A 17,110-nucleotide genomic window follows, 5' to 3' on the forward strand; every position below is an offset into this window, starting at 1 on the left:
CCGCCCCCTGGACGTCCTGATGAGCGACTGGATCCGTGTCTGCGCCACCTCGGAGCTGCTGCCTGGCGAATCCACCGTCGCCTGGGACGGCGACACGCCGATCCTCGTGTGCAACTACGACGGCGACTACTACGCGCTCGAGGACATGTGTTCGCACGAGGACTTCGAGCTCTCGGCCGGCCCCTTCGACGGCGAGGCGGCGACCATAGAGTGCGTGCTGCACGGCTCCCGCTTCGATGTGCGCGACGGCCGCTGCCTCAATCCGCCCGCGTACACGCCGGTGCGCAAGTTCCCCACCCGCGTCGCCGACGGCGCGGTCTGGACCCGCGACGACCGCTGACCGGGTCGGGGCCGCATCCGGCCCGGGCGCCTTTCGACATGCAGTTGTCGATAAAGCTATTGCGAATCATTCTTGATTGCGTTCTAATGTCGCCCTGAACAGGGATGCCAGCGCCTGCCCCGCGCAGCCGGCCAGCCCCGATCCCGAACGCCTTCCCCTGCCCGGCTCCGCGCCGGGCGCTCGCACGTCAATGGATTTGAAATGTCCTACATCAAGAGTCGCAAGCACCCCCGTCCCTCCACGGCCCGCTCGCTGGGCGCCGCCTCGCTGCTGACCGGCCTGGCGCTGGGCGCGCCGATCGCCGCGCACGCCGCCGGCGAGGTCGCCGCCGACGCCGACACCAAGACCCTGGAGAACCTGGAAGTGCATGGGCAGCGGGTCAAGCGCTACCTCAACGAGGAGCTCTCCTCGCCCAAGTTCACGCAGCCGCTGGTCGACACCACCCAGACCATCAACGTGATCAGCAACGACCTGTTCACCGAACAGGGCGCCACCTCGCTGACCGAAGCCCTGCGCAACAGCCCGGGCGTCGGCACCTTCTACGTGGGCGAGAACGGCAATACGACCACGGGCGACGCGATCTACATGCGCGGCTTCGACAGCTCCAGCAGCATCTTCGTCGATGGCGTGCGCGACGTCGGCTCGATCACCCGCGACATCTTCAACGTCGAGCAGATCGAGGTGACCAAGGGCCCCGCCGGCACCGACACCGGCCGCAGCTCCCCCACCGGCTCGGTGAACCTGGTCACCAAGCACGCCTACCTGCGCGACGCGGGCTCCGCGTCGCTCTCGCTGGGCACCGACGACCAGAAGCGCGCCACCGCCGACTGGAACCAGACCTTCGGCGAGGGCAACGCCTTCCGCGTCAACCTCATGGCGCAGGACAGCGACGTGCCCGGCCGCGACGTGGTCGAGAACAACCGCTGGGGCGTGGCGACATCGTTCGGTTTCGGCCTGGACGGCGCCACCCGCGTCTTCTTCGACCTGCTTCACGTGCAGCAGGACAACATCCCCGACGGTGGCGTGTCCACGATCGGCCTGCCCGGCTACACCTCGCCCGACCCCACGCGTCCCGGGATCGGCGACGCGCCCAAGGTCGACCGCGACAACTACTACGGCACGCTCTCGGACTACGACGACGTCACCGCGGACATGCTGAGCCTGCATGTCGAGCACCAGTTCGACAACGCGATGATCCTGCGCAACACCACGCGCTGGGGCCGCTCGCACCAGGAATACATGCTCACCGCGTTCATGGGCGGCGCCGGCAACCTCACCACGCCGGACCTGTCCGACCCGTCGGGCTGGACGATCACCCGCAACCTGCCGACCTTCAAGGACAACCGCAACGCCATCGCGACCAACCAGACCAGCCTGACCGGCTCGTTCGGCAGCGGCGAGGTGACGCACGACTTCACCGCCGGCGTCGAGGTCACCCGCGAGGAACTCGACATCACCGGCATGGGCGCCCTCGACGGCAGCACCTGGCCCGACGCGAACCTCTATGCGCCGGATCCGGACGTGGCCGGCCTGCGCTGGGGCCGCACCGGCGCCGACGGCGAGGGTCGCACCGACACGGTTTCGGCCTACCTGTTCGACACCGTCAAGTTCGGCGAGCGCTGGCAGCTCAACGGCGGCCTGCGCATCGACCGCTACGACACCGAGTTCAGCAACTCCGCTGCCTGCGGCGGCCGCCGTGGCCCGGACTGCAACGGCCTGCCGGTGGGCACCGTGGTGCCCAATGTCGACGCCGAGAGCTCCGACACCCTGTTCAACTGGAAGCTGGGTGCGCTGTACAAGCCGACCGCCGACTCCAGCTTCTACGCCAACTACGCCATCTCGCAGCAGCCCCCGGGCGGCGGCAGCCTGGAGCTGAGCAATTCGGCCAACAGCGCCAACAACCCGGCGTTCGACCCGCAGAAGGCGAAGACCGCCGAAGTGGGCGCCAAGTGGACCCTCGCCGGCGACGCCCTGCTGCTGACCGCGGCGCTCTACGACACCACGATCGAGAACGAGATCGTGCAGGACCCGACCGACCAGCAGTACTACCAGAACGGCGAAAAGCGCGTGCGCGGCATCGAGCTGAGCGCGGTCGGCCAGATCACCGACGACTGGGCGGTGTCGGCCGGCTTCACCACCATGGACACCGAAGTCATCGAGGGCCCCGGCGTGGCCGTCGACGGTTCCAGCGAGCTCACCTACATCCCGGATCGCGCCTTTACCGCCTGGACGACCTACGCGTTCGACTCGGGCCTGACCATCGGCGGCGGTGCGCGCTACTCCGGCGAGCTCAAGCGCGGCACCGACGGCGCGGTGGGCACGCCGGCCTACGCCGAGGACTACTGGGTGTTCGACGCGGTCGCCAGCTACGCCTTCAGCGAGCAGTGGAACCTGCGCCTCAACGTCTACAACCTGTTCGACGAAGAGTATGTCGCCGCGATCAACAAGAGCGGCTACCGTTACACCCCGGGGCAGCCGCGCTCGGCGCTGCTGACGGTCAACTACCGCTTCTGAGGCGCAAGCCGAGGAACGGACGCCCGGCGCCTCCCCCCGTGGGAGGCGTCGTCATTTCCGGAGAGCCTGCCATGCTGATGCACATCCCCGACGTCCTGCGGCCGGAAGAAGTCACGGCGATGCGCGATGCGCTTCGCGCCGCCGACTGGACCGATGGTCGCGCGACCGTTGGCGCGCAGGGGGCCCAGGTCAAACAGAACCTGCAACTGCCCGACGACGCGCCGCTGCGGCAGGCCCTCGGCGAACAGGTCCTGGCGGCACTGGCGCGCAATCCCCTGTATTTCGCCGCGGCACTGCCGGCGCGGACCCTGCCGCCGCGTTTCAACTGCTACCGCGGCGGTGCCCAGTACGGCTTCCACGTCGACGGTGCGGTGATGGGCCTGGCGAGCCCGCCCGGCATGCCGGCCATGCACCTGCGCAGCGACGTGTCCTGCACCCTGTTCCTGAGCGATCCGGACAGCTACGACGGCGGCGCCCTGGTGATCCACGACACGTATGGCGAGCACGAAGTGAAACTGCCCGCCGGCGACCTGGTGGTCTATCCGTCCAGCAGCCTGCACCGGGTGGAACCGGTCACCCGGGGCGAGCGCCTGGCATCGTTCTTCTGGGTGCAGAGCCTGGTGCGCGACGACGGCCAGCGCCGGCTGCTGTTCGAAATGGACGCCTCCATCCAGTCGCTCACGGCGGCCGGCGCCGCCCGCGAGGACGTGCTGCGGCTGACCAGCGTCTACCACAACCTGCTCAGGCGCTGGAGCGAAACCTGAGCGCCGCGCGCGGTTGCGCATGATTCGCAATTGCGACTAATTCTCATTTTTGTTGTAATAGGCGGCCCGCCCGACCGCGCCCGACGGAATCCCACGCTTGACCGCATCCCGCCCGACCGGACCGGCCACCGCACAGCAGCGTCGCGGCTATTGGCTGCGCACCCTGCACCAGTGGCACTGGATCAGCGCGGCGGTCAGCCTGGTCGTCCTGCTGCTGTTCACGGTCACCGGCATCACGCTCAACCACGCCGCGCAGATCGAGGCCGAACCCAGGGTGCACAGCGTCACCGGCGAACTGCCGGCCAGCGTCCTCAGGACGCTGGAGGGCGAGATCGCTGGCGACGCACCGCTCCCCGCCAGCCTCCGTCGCTGGCTGGACGCGGAGCTGGACGTCCGCGTCGACGAACGCGCGGCGGAATGGTCCGACGGCGAGGTCTATGTGTCGCTGCCGCGTCCGGGCGGGGACGCGTGGCTGGCGATCGACCGCGAGGCCGGCAGCGTGGAATACGAGCTGACCACGCGCGGCACCATCGCGTGGCTCAACGACCTGCACAAGGGCCGCAACACCGGCGCGGTCTGGCGCTGGTTCATCGACATCTTCGCCATCGCCTGCCTGCTGTTCGCGCTGACCGGGCTGTGGCTGCTCCACCTCCATGCGCGCCAGCGCGGGTCGACCTGGCCGCTGGTGGCCGCGGGCCTGGCCGTTCCGGCGCTCGTGGTCATCCTGTTCATGCACTGACGCATCCGCCCATCCAACGGAGCCCCCGATGAAGCCGTCCCGCACCGCCCTGCTGTTGCTGCTGCTCGCCCCGCTCGTCGCCACGACCGCCACGGCCGCCGACATGGACATCCGCCTGGAGATCCCGCGCCTGAACGTGGCCGAGTACCACAGGCCCTACGTCGCGGTGTGGGTCGAGCGTGCCGACAACAGCGTGGCCGCCAACCTGGCCGTCTGGTACGACGTCGACATGCGCGACGGCGAAGGCACCAAGTGGCTGAAGGACATGCGCCAGTGGTGGCGGCGGAGCGGACGCACGCTGCAGATGCCGATCGACGGCGTCAGCGGCGCGACCCGTCCCGTCGGCCAGCACCAGCTCAGCTTCAAGGGCGGCCAGGCGCCGCTCGCCGACCTCGCACCGGGCGACTACACCCTGGTGGTGGAGGCCGCGCGCGAGGTCGGCGGCCGCGAAGTCGTGAGCATCCCCTTCAGCTGGCCGGTCCGGGCGCCCGCCCGGAAGCAGGCCTCCGGCTCCAGCGAACTCGGCGCCGTGACGCTCTCCCTCAAGCCCTGACCGCTCCGGTCCAGGCCCGCCCTTCAAGCCCCCGCTTCCCGCAGGAGACACCGATGAAACTCCGCCACATCGCCTTCGCCGCCGCGCTCACCCTCGGCATCGCCCCCACCGCGCTCGCCCACAAGGCCTGGCTGCAGCCCTCGCAGACGGTGTTCTCCGAGAAGGGTGCCTGGATGACGGTGGACGCTGCCGTGTCCAACGACCTGTTCTACTTCAACCACGTGCCGCTCGCGCTCGAGCGCCTGCAGGTCACCGCGCCCGATGGCAGCCGCGTGGCGCCGCAGAACGCCTCGACCGGCAAGCTGCGCAGCGTGTTCGACCTGGAACTGGCGCAGGAAGGCACCTACCGCGTGGCGATGGTCAACCAGGGCATGTTCGCCAGCTACGTCCTCGACGGCGAGAACAAGCGCTGGCGCGGCAATGCCGCGGACTTCAAGACCGCCATCCCCGCGGGCGCGACCCAGGTGCGGGCCTCCGAGAGCGCGGGCCGGGTGGAGACCTTCGTGACCGTTGGCGCCCCCACGACCTCGGTGTTCAAGCCCACCGGCCAGGGCCTCGAGCTTGCGCCGGTCACTCACCCCAATGACCTCTACGCGGGCGAAGCCGCGCAGTTCCAGCTGCTGCTCGACGGCGAGCCGGCGGCGGGACTGGAGATCGAGATCGTGCCCGGCGCCACCCGCTACCGCGACCAGCAGGACACCATCACCCTGACGAGTGGCGCGGACGGCAAGTTCAGCGTGACCTGGCCGGGCGCCGGCATGTACTGGATGGAAACCAGCCACAGCGATGACAAGACCTCCCTGCCGGGCGCCGGCGAGCGTCGCGCCAGTTACGTCGCGACCTTCGAAGTCCTGCCGCTCTAAGGCGCGTCCGTCGTGCGTCCCGGCCTCGCCCTGGTGCTGGCGTTCCTGCTGTGGCCTCTGGCCGTCCCGGCGGCACCGGTCCAGCACCTGGCGGGCCAGACCATGGGCACCACCTGGCAGGTGACCGTCGCTTCCGACCGTGACGCGTCGGAGTTGCGGGCGGGCATCCAGCGGCGGCTGGACGAGGTCGTGGCGGAGATGAGCACCTGGGAGGCCGACTCCGACATCAGCCGCTTCAATGCCGCGCCGGCCGGCACCGCGCAGGTGCTGCCGGAGGGCTTCTTCCGGGTGCTGCAGGCGGCCCTCGACCTGGCGGCCGGCACCGGCGGGGCCTATGACCCGACGGTTGGCCCGCTGGTCAACCTGTGGGGCTTTGGTCCGGACGGCGAACGCCTGGCGGCGCCCACCGAAGCGGCGACCGCCGCGGCCCGGGCGCGCACCGGCTGGCAGCGCCTGGCACTCGACCCGGAACGCCGGATTGCCATCCAGCCCGGTGGCTTGTACCTAGACCTTTCGTCGATCGCGAAAGGGCACGCCGTCGATCGCGTGGCCGGGTATCTCGAAGCCAGCGGCAGCACCTCCTGGCTGGTCGAGGTGGGCGGCGAACTGCGCGCACGCGGCCGCCACCCGGCGGGACGCCCGTGGCATGTCGCCGTCGAGCACCCCGACCCGCAGGATGCCATGCAGCGTGGCGACGCCATCGTCGTCGCGCTCGAGGACCTGGCCATGGCAACCTCGGGCGACTACCGGCATTTCTTCGATGACGCCGGGCAACGCTACTCGCACACCATCGACCCGCGCACCGCGCGCCCGGTCGCGCATGCGCTCGCCTCGGTCACCGTCCTGCACCGCGACTGCATGCAGGCCGACGCCCTGGCGACGGCGATGAGCGTGCTGGGCCCGGACGAAGGCTGGCGCTACGCGCTGGAGCATGACCTCGCCGTGCTGTTCTTCGTCCACGAGGGCGACGGCTTCCGCCAGCGCATGACGCCGGCCTTCGCACGCCAGCTGTCCGCGCCATGAGCACCGCACCCGCGCGACCGCGGCTGGAAGCCGCGACGCTGGGCCAGGCCCTCGTCATGCTGGGCCTGCTGGTCTTGTGCATCGCCCTGGCCGGCTGGCAGGTCGAGCCCCTTCAATGGCGCGCACCCGGCAGTGCGCGCGCAGGGGCGGCGGCGGCGGTCGCCTTGCTTTGGGCCGGCTTCACCGGCCTGGTTTTGCTGCAGCGTCGCCGTGCCACCGTGGCACCCGCGGTTCCCGCCGCCGACGCTGCAGCTGACTGGTGGGTCGTCCACGCCAGCCAGACCGGGCATGCCGAAGCCCTCGCCCACCTGAGCGCACAGGCGCTGCAGGCCGCCGGACAGTCGGTACGCGTGGCGGGCCTTGGCGGCCTGGATGTCGAGCGGCTCGCCCAGGCGCGACGCGTCCTGTTCATCGCGAGCACGACCGGTGAAGGCGACGCGCCCGACACCGCGCTCGCGTTCGTGCGCCGCGCGATGCAGTCGCCTGCCTCGCTCGGCTCCCTGCAGTACGGCGTGCTCGCCCTGGGCGATCGCGAATATCGCGCGTACTGCGCGTTCGGGCATGCGCTGGATGCGTGGCTCCGCCACAGCCACGCGCATCCGCTGTTCGACCTGATCGAAGTCGACAACGGCGACCCGGGGGCCTTGCGTGCGTGGCAACAGCACCTCGGCCAGCTGGGCGGTCATACCGGCATACCGGACTGGAACGCGCCCGCCTACCAACCGTGGCGCCTCTCGGAGCGGCGCCACCTCAACCCCGGCAGTCCCGGTGGCCCCGTGTACACGGTGTCGCTACGCCCCGATGACGCGGCGGACCTGGACTGGGTGGCGGGCGACATCGCCGAAGTGGGTCCGCGCCACGCGGCGGCCGATGTCGATGCCTGGTTGCTGGACACTGGCCTGGACGGCGAACAGCCGGTTCGATTCGGTGACACCCGCATCTGCCTTCGCGACGCCCTGGCGGCATCGCGCCTGCCCGCGCTGCCGAAGGACGGTGCGTGGCCCGATGCGCAGGCGGTGGTCGACGCACTGCAGGCGCTGCCGCATCGTGAATATTCCATCGCATCCACGCCCGCCGAGGGATCGCTCGTCCTCCTCATCCGCCAGGTACGGCACGCGGACGGCCGCCTGGGCAGTGGCAGCGGTTGGCTGACCCGGCACGCGCCCCCGGGCGCCCGTATCGACCTGCGCATCCGCCGCAACAGCGCCTTCCATGCCCCCACCGACGACCGCCCCCTGGTGCTGGTCGGCAACGGCACCGGGCTGGCCGGGCTGCGCGCGTTGCTGATGACGCGGATCGAGCGCGGCCATCATCGCAACTGGTTGCTGTTCGGCGAGCGCACCCGCGCGCACGACCTGTATTTCCGAGACGAGCTGGCGGCCTGGTCGGCGGCCGGCGGACTCGCGCACCTCGACCTGGTGTTCTCGCGCGACCCCGGGCCGCTGAAGTACGTGCAGGACGCGGTGCGACAGCAAGCGGCTCGCCTGGCACGCTGGGTCGCCGACGGCGCGTCCATCCATGTCTGCGGCAGCCTGGAGGGCATGGCCCCCGGGGTCGACACTGCGCTGCGCGAGGTTCTGGGCGACGCCGAAGTCGACGCACTGGTCGAAGCCGGACGCTACCGGCGCGACATCTACTGAGGCATCGCCGACGACATCGCACCCATTTCGCCGTCCGCCGCTGTCGGCGCGATCCGCGCCAGCAGCACGCTGCCCGCGCCTTCGATCATGCAGCGCCGACGCTGCCCCAATCCCTGCAGGACCACCGTGTCGCCGGCCTCCAGTCGCGGAAGCGCATGCGTCCGGTCCAGGCGGGCATGGCCGGAGACGAGATGGAGCACCCAGGTCTCGGCGGGATCGGTGAAAACCAGCATCGGCCCGACCAGGGGCCGGAACCAGCTTTGCAGCGCCACGCGCCCGCGCCGCCACATGAGGTTGATGGCCTGGACGCGCCCATCAACCAGTTCCGCGAACACGGGCGCCTCGCCGGGGAAGACATGCCGGTCGTGCGGTGGCATGAGGGTCTCGACATGCTCGCCCAGGCGCAGGCGCAGGCCATTGCCGGAAAGCAGCATCTGCTCGCGATCGACGCCCGGGAAGCTGGAGTACGCCGCGTCCTCGTCGATCTCGGCGATCGACAGGCGCCAGTCCCAGGCGTCGCCGGCACCCCTGCCGTCGTGATCGCCGTCGCCATCACACGGGCTGTTACCCGGCACGCTTTCCGCAGCCAGGGCATGCACCCCGGGACCCGGGGCCAGGCGCCCCTGGGCCGCCTCGCGCGTCCAGCCACACCCGTTCTTCCACCGCACGCGGCGGTATTCGTTGGCCGGCACGACGCGCAGCACGTGGTCGTCGTTGGTCTCGGTGTCATGCCCCATGCGCGACAGTGTATCGGCGCGACCGGCGGCGCTGCACGTCCTGCGCAGCGCCTGCCGGGCCGCCCGATCGTGGGTCCGTCCACGCCGGGCGGTGTACATCCATGTCCAGGCGCTCCGCCTGACTCCTCCGGGCTCCCTGCCCTGACATCCACCATCCCCGCGTCCCTGCGAAGGTGGTACCTGTGGCATCCCGCAGCCGCGTCCCGCCCGATCAGGGCGTAACCGGCACGATCCTCGGCAGGGCCCCGGACGCGCTCGCGGGTCGATGCGCCCGGGGTGTCCCCACTTCGATCCGGTCCCGGTTCTTCTCCACGGTCTTGAGACCGATCCCACGGACCAGGGCCAGCTCCTCCGCGCTGCGGAACGGTCCGTTCAGGCGCCGGTACTCGATGATCGCCGCTGCGCGCGCCGGGCCGACGTTGGTCAGCACGCGATCGAGCCGATCCGCGTCGGCCGTATTGATGTCGACCCGTTCCGCCGCCAGCACGATTCCCGTCAGGACCGCCCACACCATGAGCAGTGCGAACGCGACGGACTTCAGTATCGGCTTGAACGGACTCATGTCCCACTCCGTACGGTTCATGATGATGGGCCCGGGCCTGTCATCGGCGATGACCCAGTGTCGCGTCGTCCCTGAAGGGGCGGTATCGGCAAACCGGCCGGCTTGGATCGGAAATGAACGCGATGTGGCGTAGGAAAAGTCCTACACATGGCAGGCGTTAATATGGGACATCTTTTTTTCAGTACCGAGGCCCCCCCATGGATACCCGCCAGGTCGAACGATTCGTCGCCGGAAAATGGGATGACGAAATCGTGCCCCAGCTCATCGAGTACATCCGCATTCCGAACAAGTCGCCGATGTTCGACGCCGACTGGGTGAAGCACGGGTACATGGATGACGCGGTGCGCTTGATGGAGACCTGGGCGCGCGCGCAGGACATCCCGGGCATGCAGCTCGAGGTGGTCCGGCTGGAAGGACGCACGCCCCTGATCTACATCGACATCCCCGCCAGCAACGGCGGCAGCAACGATGATTCGATCCTGCTGTACGGCCATCTCGACAAGCAGCCGGAGATGACCGGCTGGGACGACGACCTCGGCCCGTGGAAGCCGGTGCTGCGCGACGACAAGCTCTATGGCCGGGGTGGCGCGGACGACGGCTACGCGATCTTCGGCTCGCTGACCGCGATCATGGCGCTGCAGGCGCAGGGCCTGCCACACGCGCGTTGCGTGGTCATCATCGAAGCCTGCGAAGAATCGGGGAGCTACGACCTGCCGGCCTACGTCGACCACCTCGCGGACCGTATCGGCAAGCCGTCGCTGGTGGTCTGCCTGGACTCGGGCTGTGGCAACTACGACCAGTTGTGGTGCACCACGTCGCTGCGGGGGCTGGCCGGGGGCAACCTGAGCGTCAAGGTCCTCGACGAGGGCGTGCACTCCGGCGATGCCTCGGGCATCGTGCCGTCCAGCTTCCGCCTGCTGCGCCAGCTGCTCTCGCGCATCGAGGACGAGAAGACCGGGCGCATCACCCTCGACGGCCTCCACGTGGACATCCCCGCCGAACGGCTGGAGCAGGCTCGCCAGGCCGCCGAGGTGCTGGGCACCGCCATCTACGACAAGTTCCCGCTGGTGGATGGCCTGTCGCCGATGGACGACGACCTGACCGAGCTGGTGCTCAACCGCACCTGGCGACCCGCCCTTTCGCTGACCGGCATCGGCGGCATGCCCACGCTCGACTCTGCCGGCAACGTCCTGCGTCCGCACACGGCCGTGAAGCTCTCGCTACGACTGCCGCCGACGCTGGACGGCGCCAAGGCCGGCGAAATGCTGCAGTCCGCCCTGTTGTCGGACGCTCCCAATGGCGCCGAGGTCAGCCTGAACCTGGAGAAGGCCTCGACCGGCTGGAACGCCCCGGCGATGTCGCCCTGGCTGTTCAAGGCGATCGACGATGCCAGCCAGGCGTTCTACGACGCCCCGGCGATGTACATGGGCGAAGGCGGCTCGATCCCGTTCATGGGCATGCTCGGCGAGAAGTTCCCGGGCGCGCAGTTCATGATCACCGGCGTCCTGGGCCCGCACTCGAACGCCCACGGCCCCAACGAATTCCTGCACATCCCGATGGGCAAGCGGGTCACCGCCTGCGTGGCGCGCGTCATCGCCGAGCACCACCTGGCGAGCGAGCGCGGCGAGACCCGCGGCGCCGCGGCGGCGCCCGACAGCGGCACCCGCCACGGCGACCACGGCTGCTGCTGAGCGGCGCTGTCTCGAACGCAAAAGGGCCGGATCCAGGGATCCGGCCCTTTTGCCATCCAGTGCTCGAACGGGCCTCAGCCCAGCAGCCGGTCGATCACGCGCTGGGCCAGCGCCTCGGCATCCTCAGCCACCGTGTCGAGCGTCAGCTCCGCGGCTTCCGGCGCCTCGTAGGGCGAGTCGATGCCGGTGAAGTTGGGGATCTTGCCCGCGCGTGCCTTGGCGTAGAGGCCCTTGACGTCGCGCTGCTCGGCCACCTCCAGCGGCGTGTCGACATGGACCTCGATGAACTCGCCCTCTTCGAAAAGCTCGCGGGCCAGGCGGCGTTCGGCGCGGAATGGCGAGATGAAGCTCACCAGGACGATCAGGCCCGCATCCGTCATCAGCCGCGACACTTCGGCCACGCGCCGGATGTTCTCGACGCGGTCTTCGTCGGTGAAGCCCAGGTCCTTGTTGAGGCCGTGGCGCACGTTGTCGCCGTCGAGCACGAAGGCATGGTGTCCAAGGGCATGCAGGCGCTTGTCGACGAGGTTGGCGATCGTCGACTTGCCCGAGCCCGACAGGCCCGTGAACCAGACGCAACGTGCAACCTGGCCCTTGCTCGCCGCACGGGCCGTCTTGTCGACGTCGACATGCTGCCAGTGGATGTTGGCCGCACGCCGGAGGGCGAAATCGAACGTGCCCGCCGCCACCGTGGCATTGCTGATCCGGTCGATCAGGATGAATCCGCCCAGCGTGCGGTTGTCGGCGTAGGCCTCGAAGGGAATGGGCCGGTCCAGGTGCAGGTTGCACAGCCCGACCTCGTTGAGCCCCAGGTGCTTGGCCGCGAGCTCGTCGCGCGTGTTGACGTCGACCTTGTGCTTGATCTCGGTGACGGTGGCACTGACCTGCCGGGTACCGATCTTGAGCCAATAGGGGCGACCCGGCAGCAGCGCCTGCTCGCCCATCCAGAGCACGTGGGCGGCGAACTGGTCCGACACCTCGGGGGGCTGGCCGGCACTGGCGATGACATCGCCACGGCTGATGTCGAGCTCGTCGTCCAGGGTCAGCGTGACGGCCTGGCCGGCCACGGCGCGGTCCAGGTCACCATCGGAGGTGACGATGCGCGCCACCTGCGAGCGCCGGCCCGAGGGCAGCACGACCACGGCGTCCCCGGGGCGCACCTCGCCGGCGCACACCGTCCCCGCGAAGCCCCGGAAATCCTGGTGGGGCCGGCTGACCCACTGCACCGGCATCCTGAACCCGATGTCCCTGCCCGTCCGCGCGACATCGACGGTCTCCAGGTATTCCAGCGCACTCGGGCCCTCATACCAGGGCATGGCGGCGGAGCGACCGATCAGGTTGTCGCCCTTGAGCGCCGAGAGCGGCACGGCGTGTACGTGTTCGATCCCCAGGTCCGCGGCGAGCGCGCGATAGCCCTCGACGATCGCCTCGAAAACGCCCTGGTCGTAATCGACAAGGTCCATCTTGTTGACCGCCAGCAGCACGTGGCGGATCCCGAGCAGCGAGACGATATAGCTGTGCCGGTGGGTCTGCGTGAGCAGGCCCTTGCGGGCGTCCACGAGCACCACGGCGACGTCGGCCGTCGACGCGCCGGTCGCCATGTTGCGGGTGTACTGCTCGTGGCCCGGGCAGTCGGCGACGATGAACTTGCGCCTCTCGGTACTGAAGAAGCGGTAGGCGACGTCGATGGTGATGCCCTGTTCGCGCTCGGCGGACAGGCCATCGACCAGCAACGCGAAATCGATCTCGCCGTTCTGGGTGCCGTGGCGCCGGCTGTCGGATTCCAGCGCCGCGAGCTGGTCGTCGAACAGGCGCCTGGTGTCGTGCAGCAGGCGACCGATGAGCGTGCTCTTGCCGTCGTCGACGCTGCCGCAGGTGATGAAGCGCAGCAGGCCCTTCTTCTCGTGCTGCTCCAGGTAGGCGGCGACCGCGGCCGCGGCGTCCTGGGTGCCGGTATCGTGGACGCCCATCAGAAATACCCCTCCTGCTTCTTCTTCTCCATCGACGCGCTCGGGTCGTGGTCGATCACCCGGCCCTGGCGTTCCGACGTGGTCGAGACCAGCATCTCGGCGATGATCTTCTCCAGCGTGTCGGCTTCCGACTCGATCGCCCCGGTCAGCGGATAGCAGCCGAGCGTGCGGAAGCGCACCTTGCGCGACTGCGGCACCTCGCCCTCGCCCAGGGGCAGGCGCTCGTCGTCGACCATGATCAGCGCGCCGTCGCGCTCGACCACCGGGCGCTCGGCGGCGAAATAGAGGTCCGGCACCGGGATCTTCTCGCGATAGATGTAGAGCCAGACGTCGAGCTCGGTCCAGTTGGAGAGCGGGAACACGCGCACGCTCTCGCCCTTGTTGACCCGGGTGTTGTAGACGTCCCACAGCTCGGGGCGCTGGGCCTTGGGATCCCAGCGATGCTGGGCGCTGCGGAAACTGAAGATGCGCTCCTTCGCGCGCGATTTCTCCTCGTCGCGGCGCGCACCGCCGATCGCGGCGTCGAAGTTCCACAGGCCCAGGGCCTGCTTGAGCCCCTGCGTCTTCATCACGTCGGTATGGACGGTCGCCCCGTGCGTGAAGGGACCGATCCCCTGGGCCAGGCCTTCGGGGTTGGTGTGGGTGCGCAGCTCCACGCCCGTCTCGGCGGCGCGCCGATCGCGGAAGGCGATCATCTCGCGGAATTTCCAGCCGGTGTCGACGTGCAGGAGCGGGATGGGCGGGCGCGCCGGGGCGAACGCCTTCACCAGCAAGTGCAGCAGGACCGAGCTGTCCTTGCCGACGGAATAGAGCATCACCGGGTTCTGGAACTCGGCGGCGACCTCGCGAAGGACGTGGATGCTTTCGGCCTCGAGGCGATCGAGATGGGACAGCTCTGCTAATGACATTTCAGGCAACGCTTGAGGAAAAGGTGAAGGGTGTGGAACCCGCGCGTGGTGCTTGCATCGTCGCTCAAATCACGCCCAGATGCTTCAGCAGGGTGCGCAGGCTCAGGCCGATGACCACCAGGCCCACGCAGACGAGCATCGGCCTGGGCCGGACCCGCTTGACCAGCCAGGCGCCGAATGGCGCCGCGACCACGCCCCCCAGGGCCAGGCCGAGGATGACGTCCCAGTGCTCCAGGCCAAGGGTCAGCAGGAACACGAGCGACGCGGTGAGGGTCACGAAGAACTCCACGGCATTGACCGTGCCGACCGTGAGGCGGAACTCGTTGCCGCGGGCCAGCAGGTTGCTGGCGACGATCGGTCCCCAGCCCCCGCCGCCCATCGCATCCACCAGCGCGCCGAAGAAGCCCAGCGGGGCCATGTGGGTGGTCACCTCGCGCGAGGGGAATGCCCTGAAGGCCTTGATGATGATCACCGCGCCCATGAGCATCAGGTACGCGGCGACCCAGGGACGCATGGCCTCGCCCGGCAGGCTGGCCAGCAGGTAGGCACCGGCGCCGGCACCCACGATGCCCGGCAACAGCAGGCGCCGGAACAGGCGCTTGTCGATGTTGCCGAAGGCATGGTGGGAAGCCGCCGACGCCCCCGTGGTGAAACACTCCGCGGCGTGCACGGTGGCGCTGGTCACCGCCGGCGGCACCCCCAGCCCCAGCAGCAGGCTCGAGGCGGTGACGCCATACGCCATCCCCAGCGCGCCATCGACGAGCTGTGCGGCGACACCGATGGCGATGTAGTAGAGAAGCTCGGGGGGGAGTTCCATGGCACTCGGCATGGGGGCGCGATGTTGCGCCGCCGCAGTATCGGGCGCGGCCCCGCCCCCCGGAAGTTCGGGAAAGGCATAACCGCATAACGATGCATCCTTTCCCGTCGCCCGGGCCCATCCCTAGTCTCGTGCTCAGGAAATCGCCCGAGAGCCGCTGCAATGCCCGCCTCCCCTGCCCCCGCGCCCCTGACCGACCAGCAGGCCGGCCTGCTGAACCAGCTGACCGACGGCCTCGATGGCGCCGGGCTGTGGTGGCTGTCGGGCTATGCCGCGGGGCTGGCCCGCGGCCAGGCGACGGGGGGGCGCCCGGTCCAGGCCATCGCCCAGCCCGTGGCGGGCGCCACGGCGTCGCCGACGCTGACCATCGTGTACGGCAGCCAGACCGGCAACGCCAGGCGCCTGGCCGAGAAACTGGCCGCGCAAAGCGAGGCCGCCGGCGCCAGCGTACGCCTGCTTCGCGCGGACGCGTACCCGACCCGCGAGCTCAAGGACGAACGCCAGCTCTATATCGTCATCAGCACCCAGGGCGAAGGCGATCCGCCGGACGACGCCATCGGCCTGGTCGACTTCATCCGGGGGCGCCGCGCACCCAAGCTGCCCGAACTCAAGTTCGCCGTGCTCGGGCTGGGCGACTCGAGCTATCCACAGTTCTGCGAGATCGGGCGGGTGCTTGACGCGCGCCTGGCCGAGCTGGGGGCCAGCCGCCTGTTCGAGCGTGGCGATGCCGACCTCGACATCGACAGTGTCGCGACGCCCTGGATGGCGCGCGCCGTCGAGGCCGCAAAGGCCCTGGCCAAGGCCAGCCCGGCACACAGCGCCACCGTCACGCCGCTGCGCCCGCTTGCGGCGCCAGCAGCGGCCTTCGATCGCGATCGACCCTTCCGTGCCGAACTGCTCGCCGGCCATGCCCTGTCCGCCCCGGGCGGCCTGCGCACGCCGCGCGGTCGCGACGTGCGCCATTTCGAACTGTCCCTCGAGGAATCGGGGCTGCACTACGAACCGGGCGACGCACTGGGGATCTGGCCCGAGAACCCGCCGGCCCTGGTCCAGGGCGTCCTCGACGTGCTGGGGTTGGATGGCGACCAGGCCGTCGACGTGGCCGACGAGAGCCGACCGTTGCGCGAGTGGCTGGGCGGCAGGCGCGAACTCACGCGCCTCTCGCGCCCCTTCCTCGCCGCGCACGCCGAGCGCACCGGCGATGCCGCGCTACGGGAACTGCTGGAACCCGACGGCCGCGAGGCCCTGGCCCGCCTGTTCGACGAGCAGCAGGTGATCGACCTGCTGCAGCGCCATCCCGCCCGCTGGGACGGGCCCGCGCTGGTCGAGGCCCTCCGCCCGATGACACCCCGCCTGTATTCCATCGCGTCGAGCCAGAAACACGCCGGCGACGAGGTGCACCTCACGGTGGCTCACGTCGAGTACGCGGTCGACGGCCAGTCGCGTTGGGGCGCTGCCTCGGACTTCCTCGCCCGTGCCGCCGAGGGCGACCGCGTGCCCGTCTACATCGAGCCCAACGAGCGCTTCCGCCTGCCGGCCGACCCCTCGCGCGACATCATCATGGTCGGCCCCGGCACCGGCGTCGCGCCGTTCCGTGCCTTCGTGCAGGAACGCGCGATCACCGGCGCCAGCGGGCGCAACTGGCTGTTCTTCGGCAATCCGCATTTCCGCACCGACTTCCTCTACCAGCTGGAGTGGCAGCGCGCGCTCAGGGACGGACACCTGGAGCGGATCGACCTCGCCTTCTCGCGCGACCAGGCCCACAAGGTCTACGTCCAGCACCGCCTGCGCGAGCAGGGGCGCGAGGTCTACGCGCGACTGGAAGAAGGCGCCCACTTCTATGTCTGCGGCGCGATCGGCATGGGCAAGGACGTGCACGCGGCGCTGCTGGACGTGATCGTCGAGCATGGCGCGCGCTCGGCCGCGGACGCCGAGGACTACCTGGCCCGGCTGCAGCAGCAGGGCCGCTACGCCCGGGACGTGTACTGA

At 69.7% G+C, this 17,110-nt stretch carries 15 protein-coding genes; 10 read left to right on the top strand and 5 right to left on the bottom strand.

The genetic code is table 11. From position 1 onward, the window contains the following. The first annotated feature begins 19 nt into the window (after nucleotides 1-19). The 8 genes from FKV25_RS04855 (at nucleotide 20) to FKV25_RS04890 (ending at nucleotide 8,436) form a co-directional block, all read left to right on the top strand. Complete coding sequence (locus FKV25_RS04855; protein WP_141517674.1) at nucleotides 20-340, top strand: non-heme iron oxygenase ferredoxin subunit; 321 nt, start codon at nucleotides 20-22, stop codon at nucleotides 338-340. Between the two features lie 201 nt (nucleotides 341-541). Then, nucleotides 542-2,854: a catecholate siderophore receptor Fiu gene (locus FKV25_RS04860; RefSeq protein ID WP_141517675.1), complete on the top strand. Its 2,313-nt coding sequence runs from the start codon at nucleotides 542-544 to the stop codon at nucleotides 2,852-2,854. A gap of 71 nt (nucleotides 2,855-2,925) precedes the next feature. After that, a complete protein-coding gene (locus FKV25_RS04865) occupies nucleotides 2,926-3,618 on the top strand; it encodes a Fe2+-dependent dioxygenase (protein ID WP_141517676.1) in 693 nt (230 codons plus the stop codon). A 97-nt stretch (nucleotides 3,619-3,715) separates the two neighbouring features. Next, the gene (locus tag FKV25_RS04870) at nucleotides 3,716-4,357 is read left to right on the top strand and encodes a PepSY-associated TM helix domain-containing protein (RefSeq protein ID WP_141517677.1); all 642 of its coding nucleotides are present in this window, start codon (nucleotides 3,716-3,718) and stop codon (nucleotides 4,355-4,357) included. Nucleotides 4,358-4,385: 28 nt separating this feature from the next. Further along, nucleotides 4,386-4,910, top strand: a complete 525-nt coding sequence (locus tag FKV25_RS04875; protein WP_141517678.1) for a DUF2271 domain-containing protein — start codon at nucleotides 4,386-4,388, stop codon at nucleotides 4,908-4,910. A gap of 53 nt (nucleotides 4,911-4,963) precedes the next feature. Further along, entirely contained in the window at nucleotides 4,964-5,773 is an 810-nt protein-coding gene (locus FKV25_RS04880) for a DUF4198 domain-containing protein (protein WP_141517679.1), read from the top strand. 12 nt (nucleotides 5,774-5,785) lie between these two features. Further along, on the top strand, nucleotides 5,786-6,796 hold the full coding sequence (locus tag FKV25_RS04885) for an FAD:protein FMN transferase (RefSeq protein ID WP_246071923.1): 1,011 nt from the start codon (nucleotides 5,786-5,788) through the stop codon (nucleotides 6,794-6,796). Continuing rightward, on the top strand, nucleotides 6,793-8,436 hold the full coding sequence (locus FKV25_RS04890) for a sulfite reductase subunit alpha (RefSeq protein ID WP_141517680.1): 1,644 nt from the start codon (nucleotides 6,793-6,795) through the stop codon (nucleotides 8,434-8,436). Before FKV25_RS04885 ends, FKV25_RS04890 begins: the two co-directional genes overlap by 4 nt. On the opposite strand, the gene FKV25_RS04895 is transcribed toward FKV25_RS04890, so the two are convergent. Both FKV25_RS04895 and FKV25_RS04900 read right to left on the bottom strand, forming a co-directional pair. Beyond that, nucleotides 8,430-9,173: a HutD/Ves family protein gene (locus FKV25_RS04895; RefSeq protein WP_141517681.1), complete on the bottom strand. Its 744-nt coding sequence runs from the start codon at nucleotides 9,171-9,173 to the stop codon at nucleotides 8,430-8,432. The genes FKV25_RS04890 and FKV25_RS04895 overlap by 7 nt on opposite strands. A 211-nt stretch (nucleotides 9,174-9,384) precedes the next feature. Next, a complete protein-coding gene (locus FKV25_RS04900) occupies nucleotides 9,385-9,735 on the bottom strand; it encodes a ComEA family DNA-binding protein (protein WP_141517682.1) in 351 nt (116 codons plus the stop codon). Between the two features lie 197 nt (nucleotides 9,736-9,932). Here FKV25_RS04900 and FKV25_RS04905 point away from each other — a divergent pair, with 197 nt between their 5' ends. Then, a complete protein-coding gene (locus FKV25_RS04905; protein ID WP_141517683.1) occupies nucleotides 9,933-11,426 on the top strand; it encodes a M20 family metallopeptidase in 1,494 nt (497 codons plus the stop codon). A 74-nt stretch (nucleotides 11,427-11,500) separates the two neighbouring features. Here the strand turns inward: FKV25_RS04905 and cysN are convergent, their stop codons facing one another. The 3 genes from cysN to FKV25_RS04920 all read right to left on the bottom strand — a co-directional run bounded on the left by cysN (nucleotide 11,501) and on the right by FKV25_RS04920 (nucleotide 15,121). Then, the gene (cysN, locus tag FKV25_RS04910; protein ID WP_141517684.1) at nucleotides 11,501-13,396 is read right to left on the bottom strand and encodes a sulfate adenylyltransferase subunit CysN; all 1,896 of its coding nucleotides are present in this window, start codon (nucleotides 13,394-13,396) and stop codon (nucleotides 11,501-11,503) included. Beyond that, the gene (gene cysD / locus FKV25_RS04915) at nucleotides 13,396-14,304 is read right to left on the bottom strand and encodes a sulfate adenylyltransferase subunit CysD (protein WP_141517685.1); all 909 of its coding nucleotides are present in this window, start codon (nucleotides 14,302-14,304) and stop codon (nucleotides 13,396-13,398) included. The genes cysN and cysD overlap by 1 nt, the downstream gene beginning before the upstream one ends. Nucleotides 14,305-14,368: 64 nt before the next feature. Continuing rightward, nucleotides 14,369-15,121 carry a sulfite exporter TauE/SafE family protein gene (locus tag FKV25_RS04920; protein WP_141517686.1) on the bottom strand — a complete coding sequence of 251 codons (753 nt, stop codon included), beginning with the start codon at nucleotides 15,119-15,121 and terminating at the stop codon, nucleotides 14,369-14,371. Nucleotides 15,122-15,283: 162 nt separating this feature from the next. On the opposite strand from FKV25_RS04920, the gene FKV25_RS04925 reads away from it, so the two are divergent. Further along, nucleotides 15,284-17,110, top strand: coding sequence for an assimilatory sulfite reductase (NADPH) flavoprotein subunit (locus tag FKV25_RS04925; RefSeq protein ID WP_141517687.1), 1,827 nt, complete (start codon nucleotides 15,284-15,286; stop codon nucleotides 17,108-17,110).

The organism is Marilutibacter aestuarii (assembly GCF_006546775.1).
Classification (GTDB): Bacteria; Pseudomonadota; Gammaproteobacteria; order Xanthomonadales; family Xanthomonadaceae; genus Marilutibacter; species Marilutibacter aestuarii.

Excerpts from the sequence above, each read along its gene's own strand:
- FKV25_RS04855 (WP_141517674.1), top strand. The coding sequence starts at position 20 with ATGAGCGACTGGATCCGTGTCTGCGCCACCTCGGAGCTGCTGCCTGGC.
- FKV25_RS04860 (WP_141517675.1), top strand. The coding sequence starts at position 542 with ATGTCCTACATCAAGAGTCGCAAGCACCCCCGTCCCTCCACGGCCCGC.
- FKV25_RS04865 (WP_141517676.1), top strand. The coding sequence starts at position 2,926 with ATGCTGATGCACATCCCCGACGTCCTGCGGCCGGAAGAAGTCACGGCG.
- FKV25_RS04875 (WP_141517678.1), top strand. The coding sequence starts at position 4,386 with ATGAAGCCGTCCCGCACCGCCCTGCTGTTGCTGCTGCTCGCCCCGCTC.
- FKV25_RS04880 (WP_141517679.1), top strand. The coding sequence starts at position 4,964 with ATGAAACTCCGCCACATCGCCTTCGCCGCCGCGCTCACCCTCGGCATC.
- FKV25_RS04890 (WP_141517680.1), top strand. The coding sequence starts at position 6,793 with ATGAGCACCGCACCCGCGCGACCGCGGCTGGAAGCCGCGACGCTGGGC.
- FKV25_RS04895 (WP_141517681.1), bottom strand. The coding sequence starts at position 9,173 with ATGGGGCATGACACCGAGACCAACGACGACCACGTGCTGCGCGTCGTG.
- FKV25_RS04900 (WP_141517682.1), bottom strand. The coding sequence starts at position 9,735 with ATGAGTCCGTTCAAGCCGATACTGAAGTCCGTCGCGTTCGCACTGCTC.
- FKV25_RS04905 (WP_141517683.1), top strand. The coding sequence starts at position 9,933 with ATGGATACCCGCCAGGTCGAACGATTCGTCGCCGGAAAATGGGATGAC.
- cysN (WP_141517684.1), bottom strand. The coding sequence starts at position 13,396 with ATGGGCGTCCACGATACCGGCACCCAGGACGCCGCGGCCGCGGTCGCC.
- cysD (WP_141517685.1), bottom strand. The coding sequence starts at position 14,304 with ATGTCATTAGCAGAGCTGTCCCATCTCGATCGCCTCGAGGCCGAAAGC.
- FKV25_RS04920 (WP_141517686.1), bottom strand. The coding sequence starts at position 15,121 with ATGGAACTCCCCCCCGAGCTTCTCTACTACATCGCCATCGGTGTCGCC.
- FKV25_RS04925 (WP_141517687.1), top strand. The coding sequence starts at position 15,284 with ATGCCCGCCTCCCCTGCCCCCGCGCCCCTGACCGACCAGCAGGCCGGC.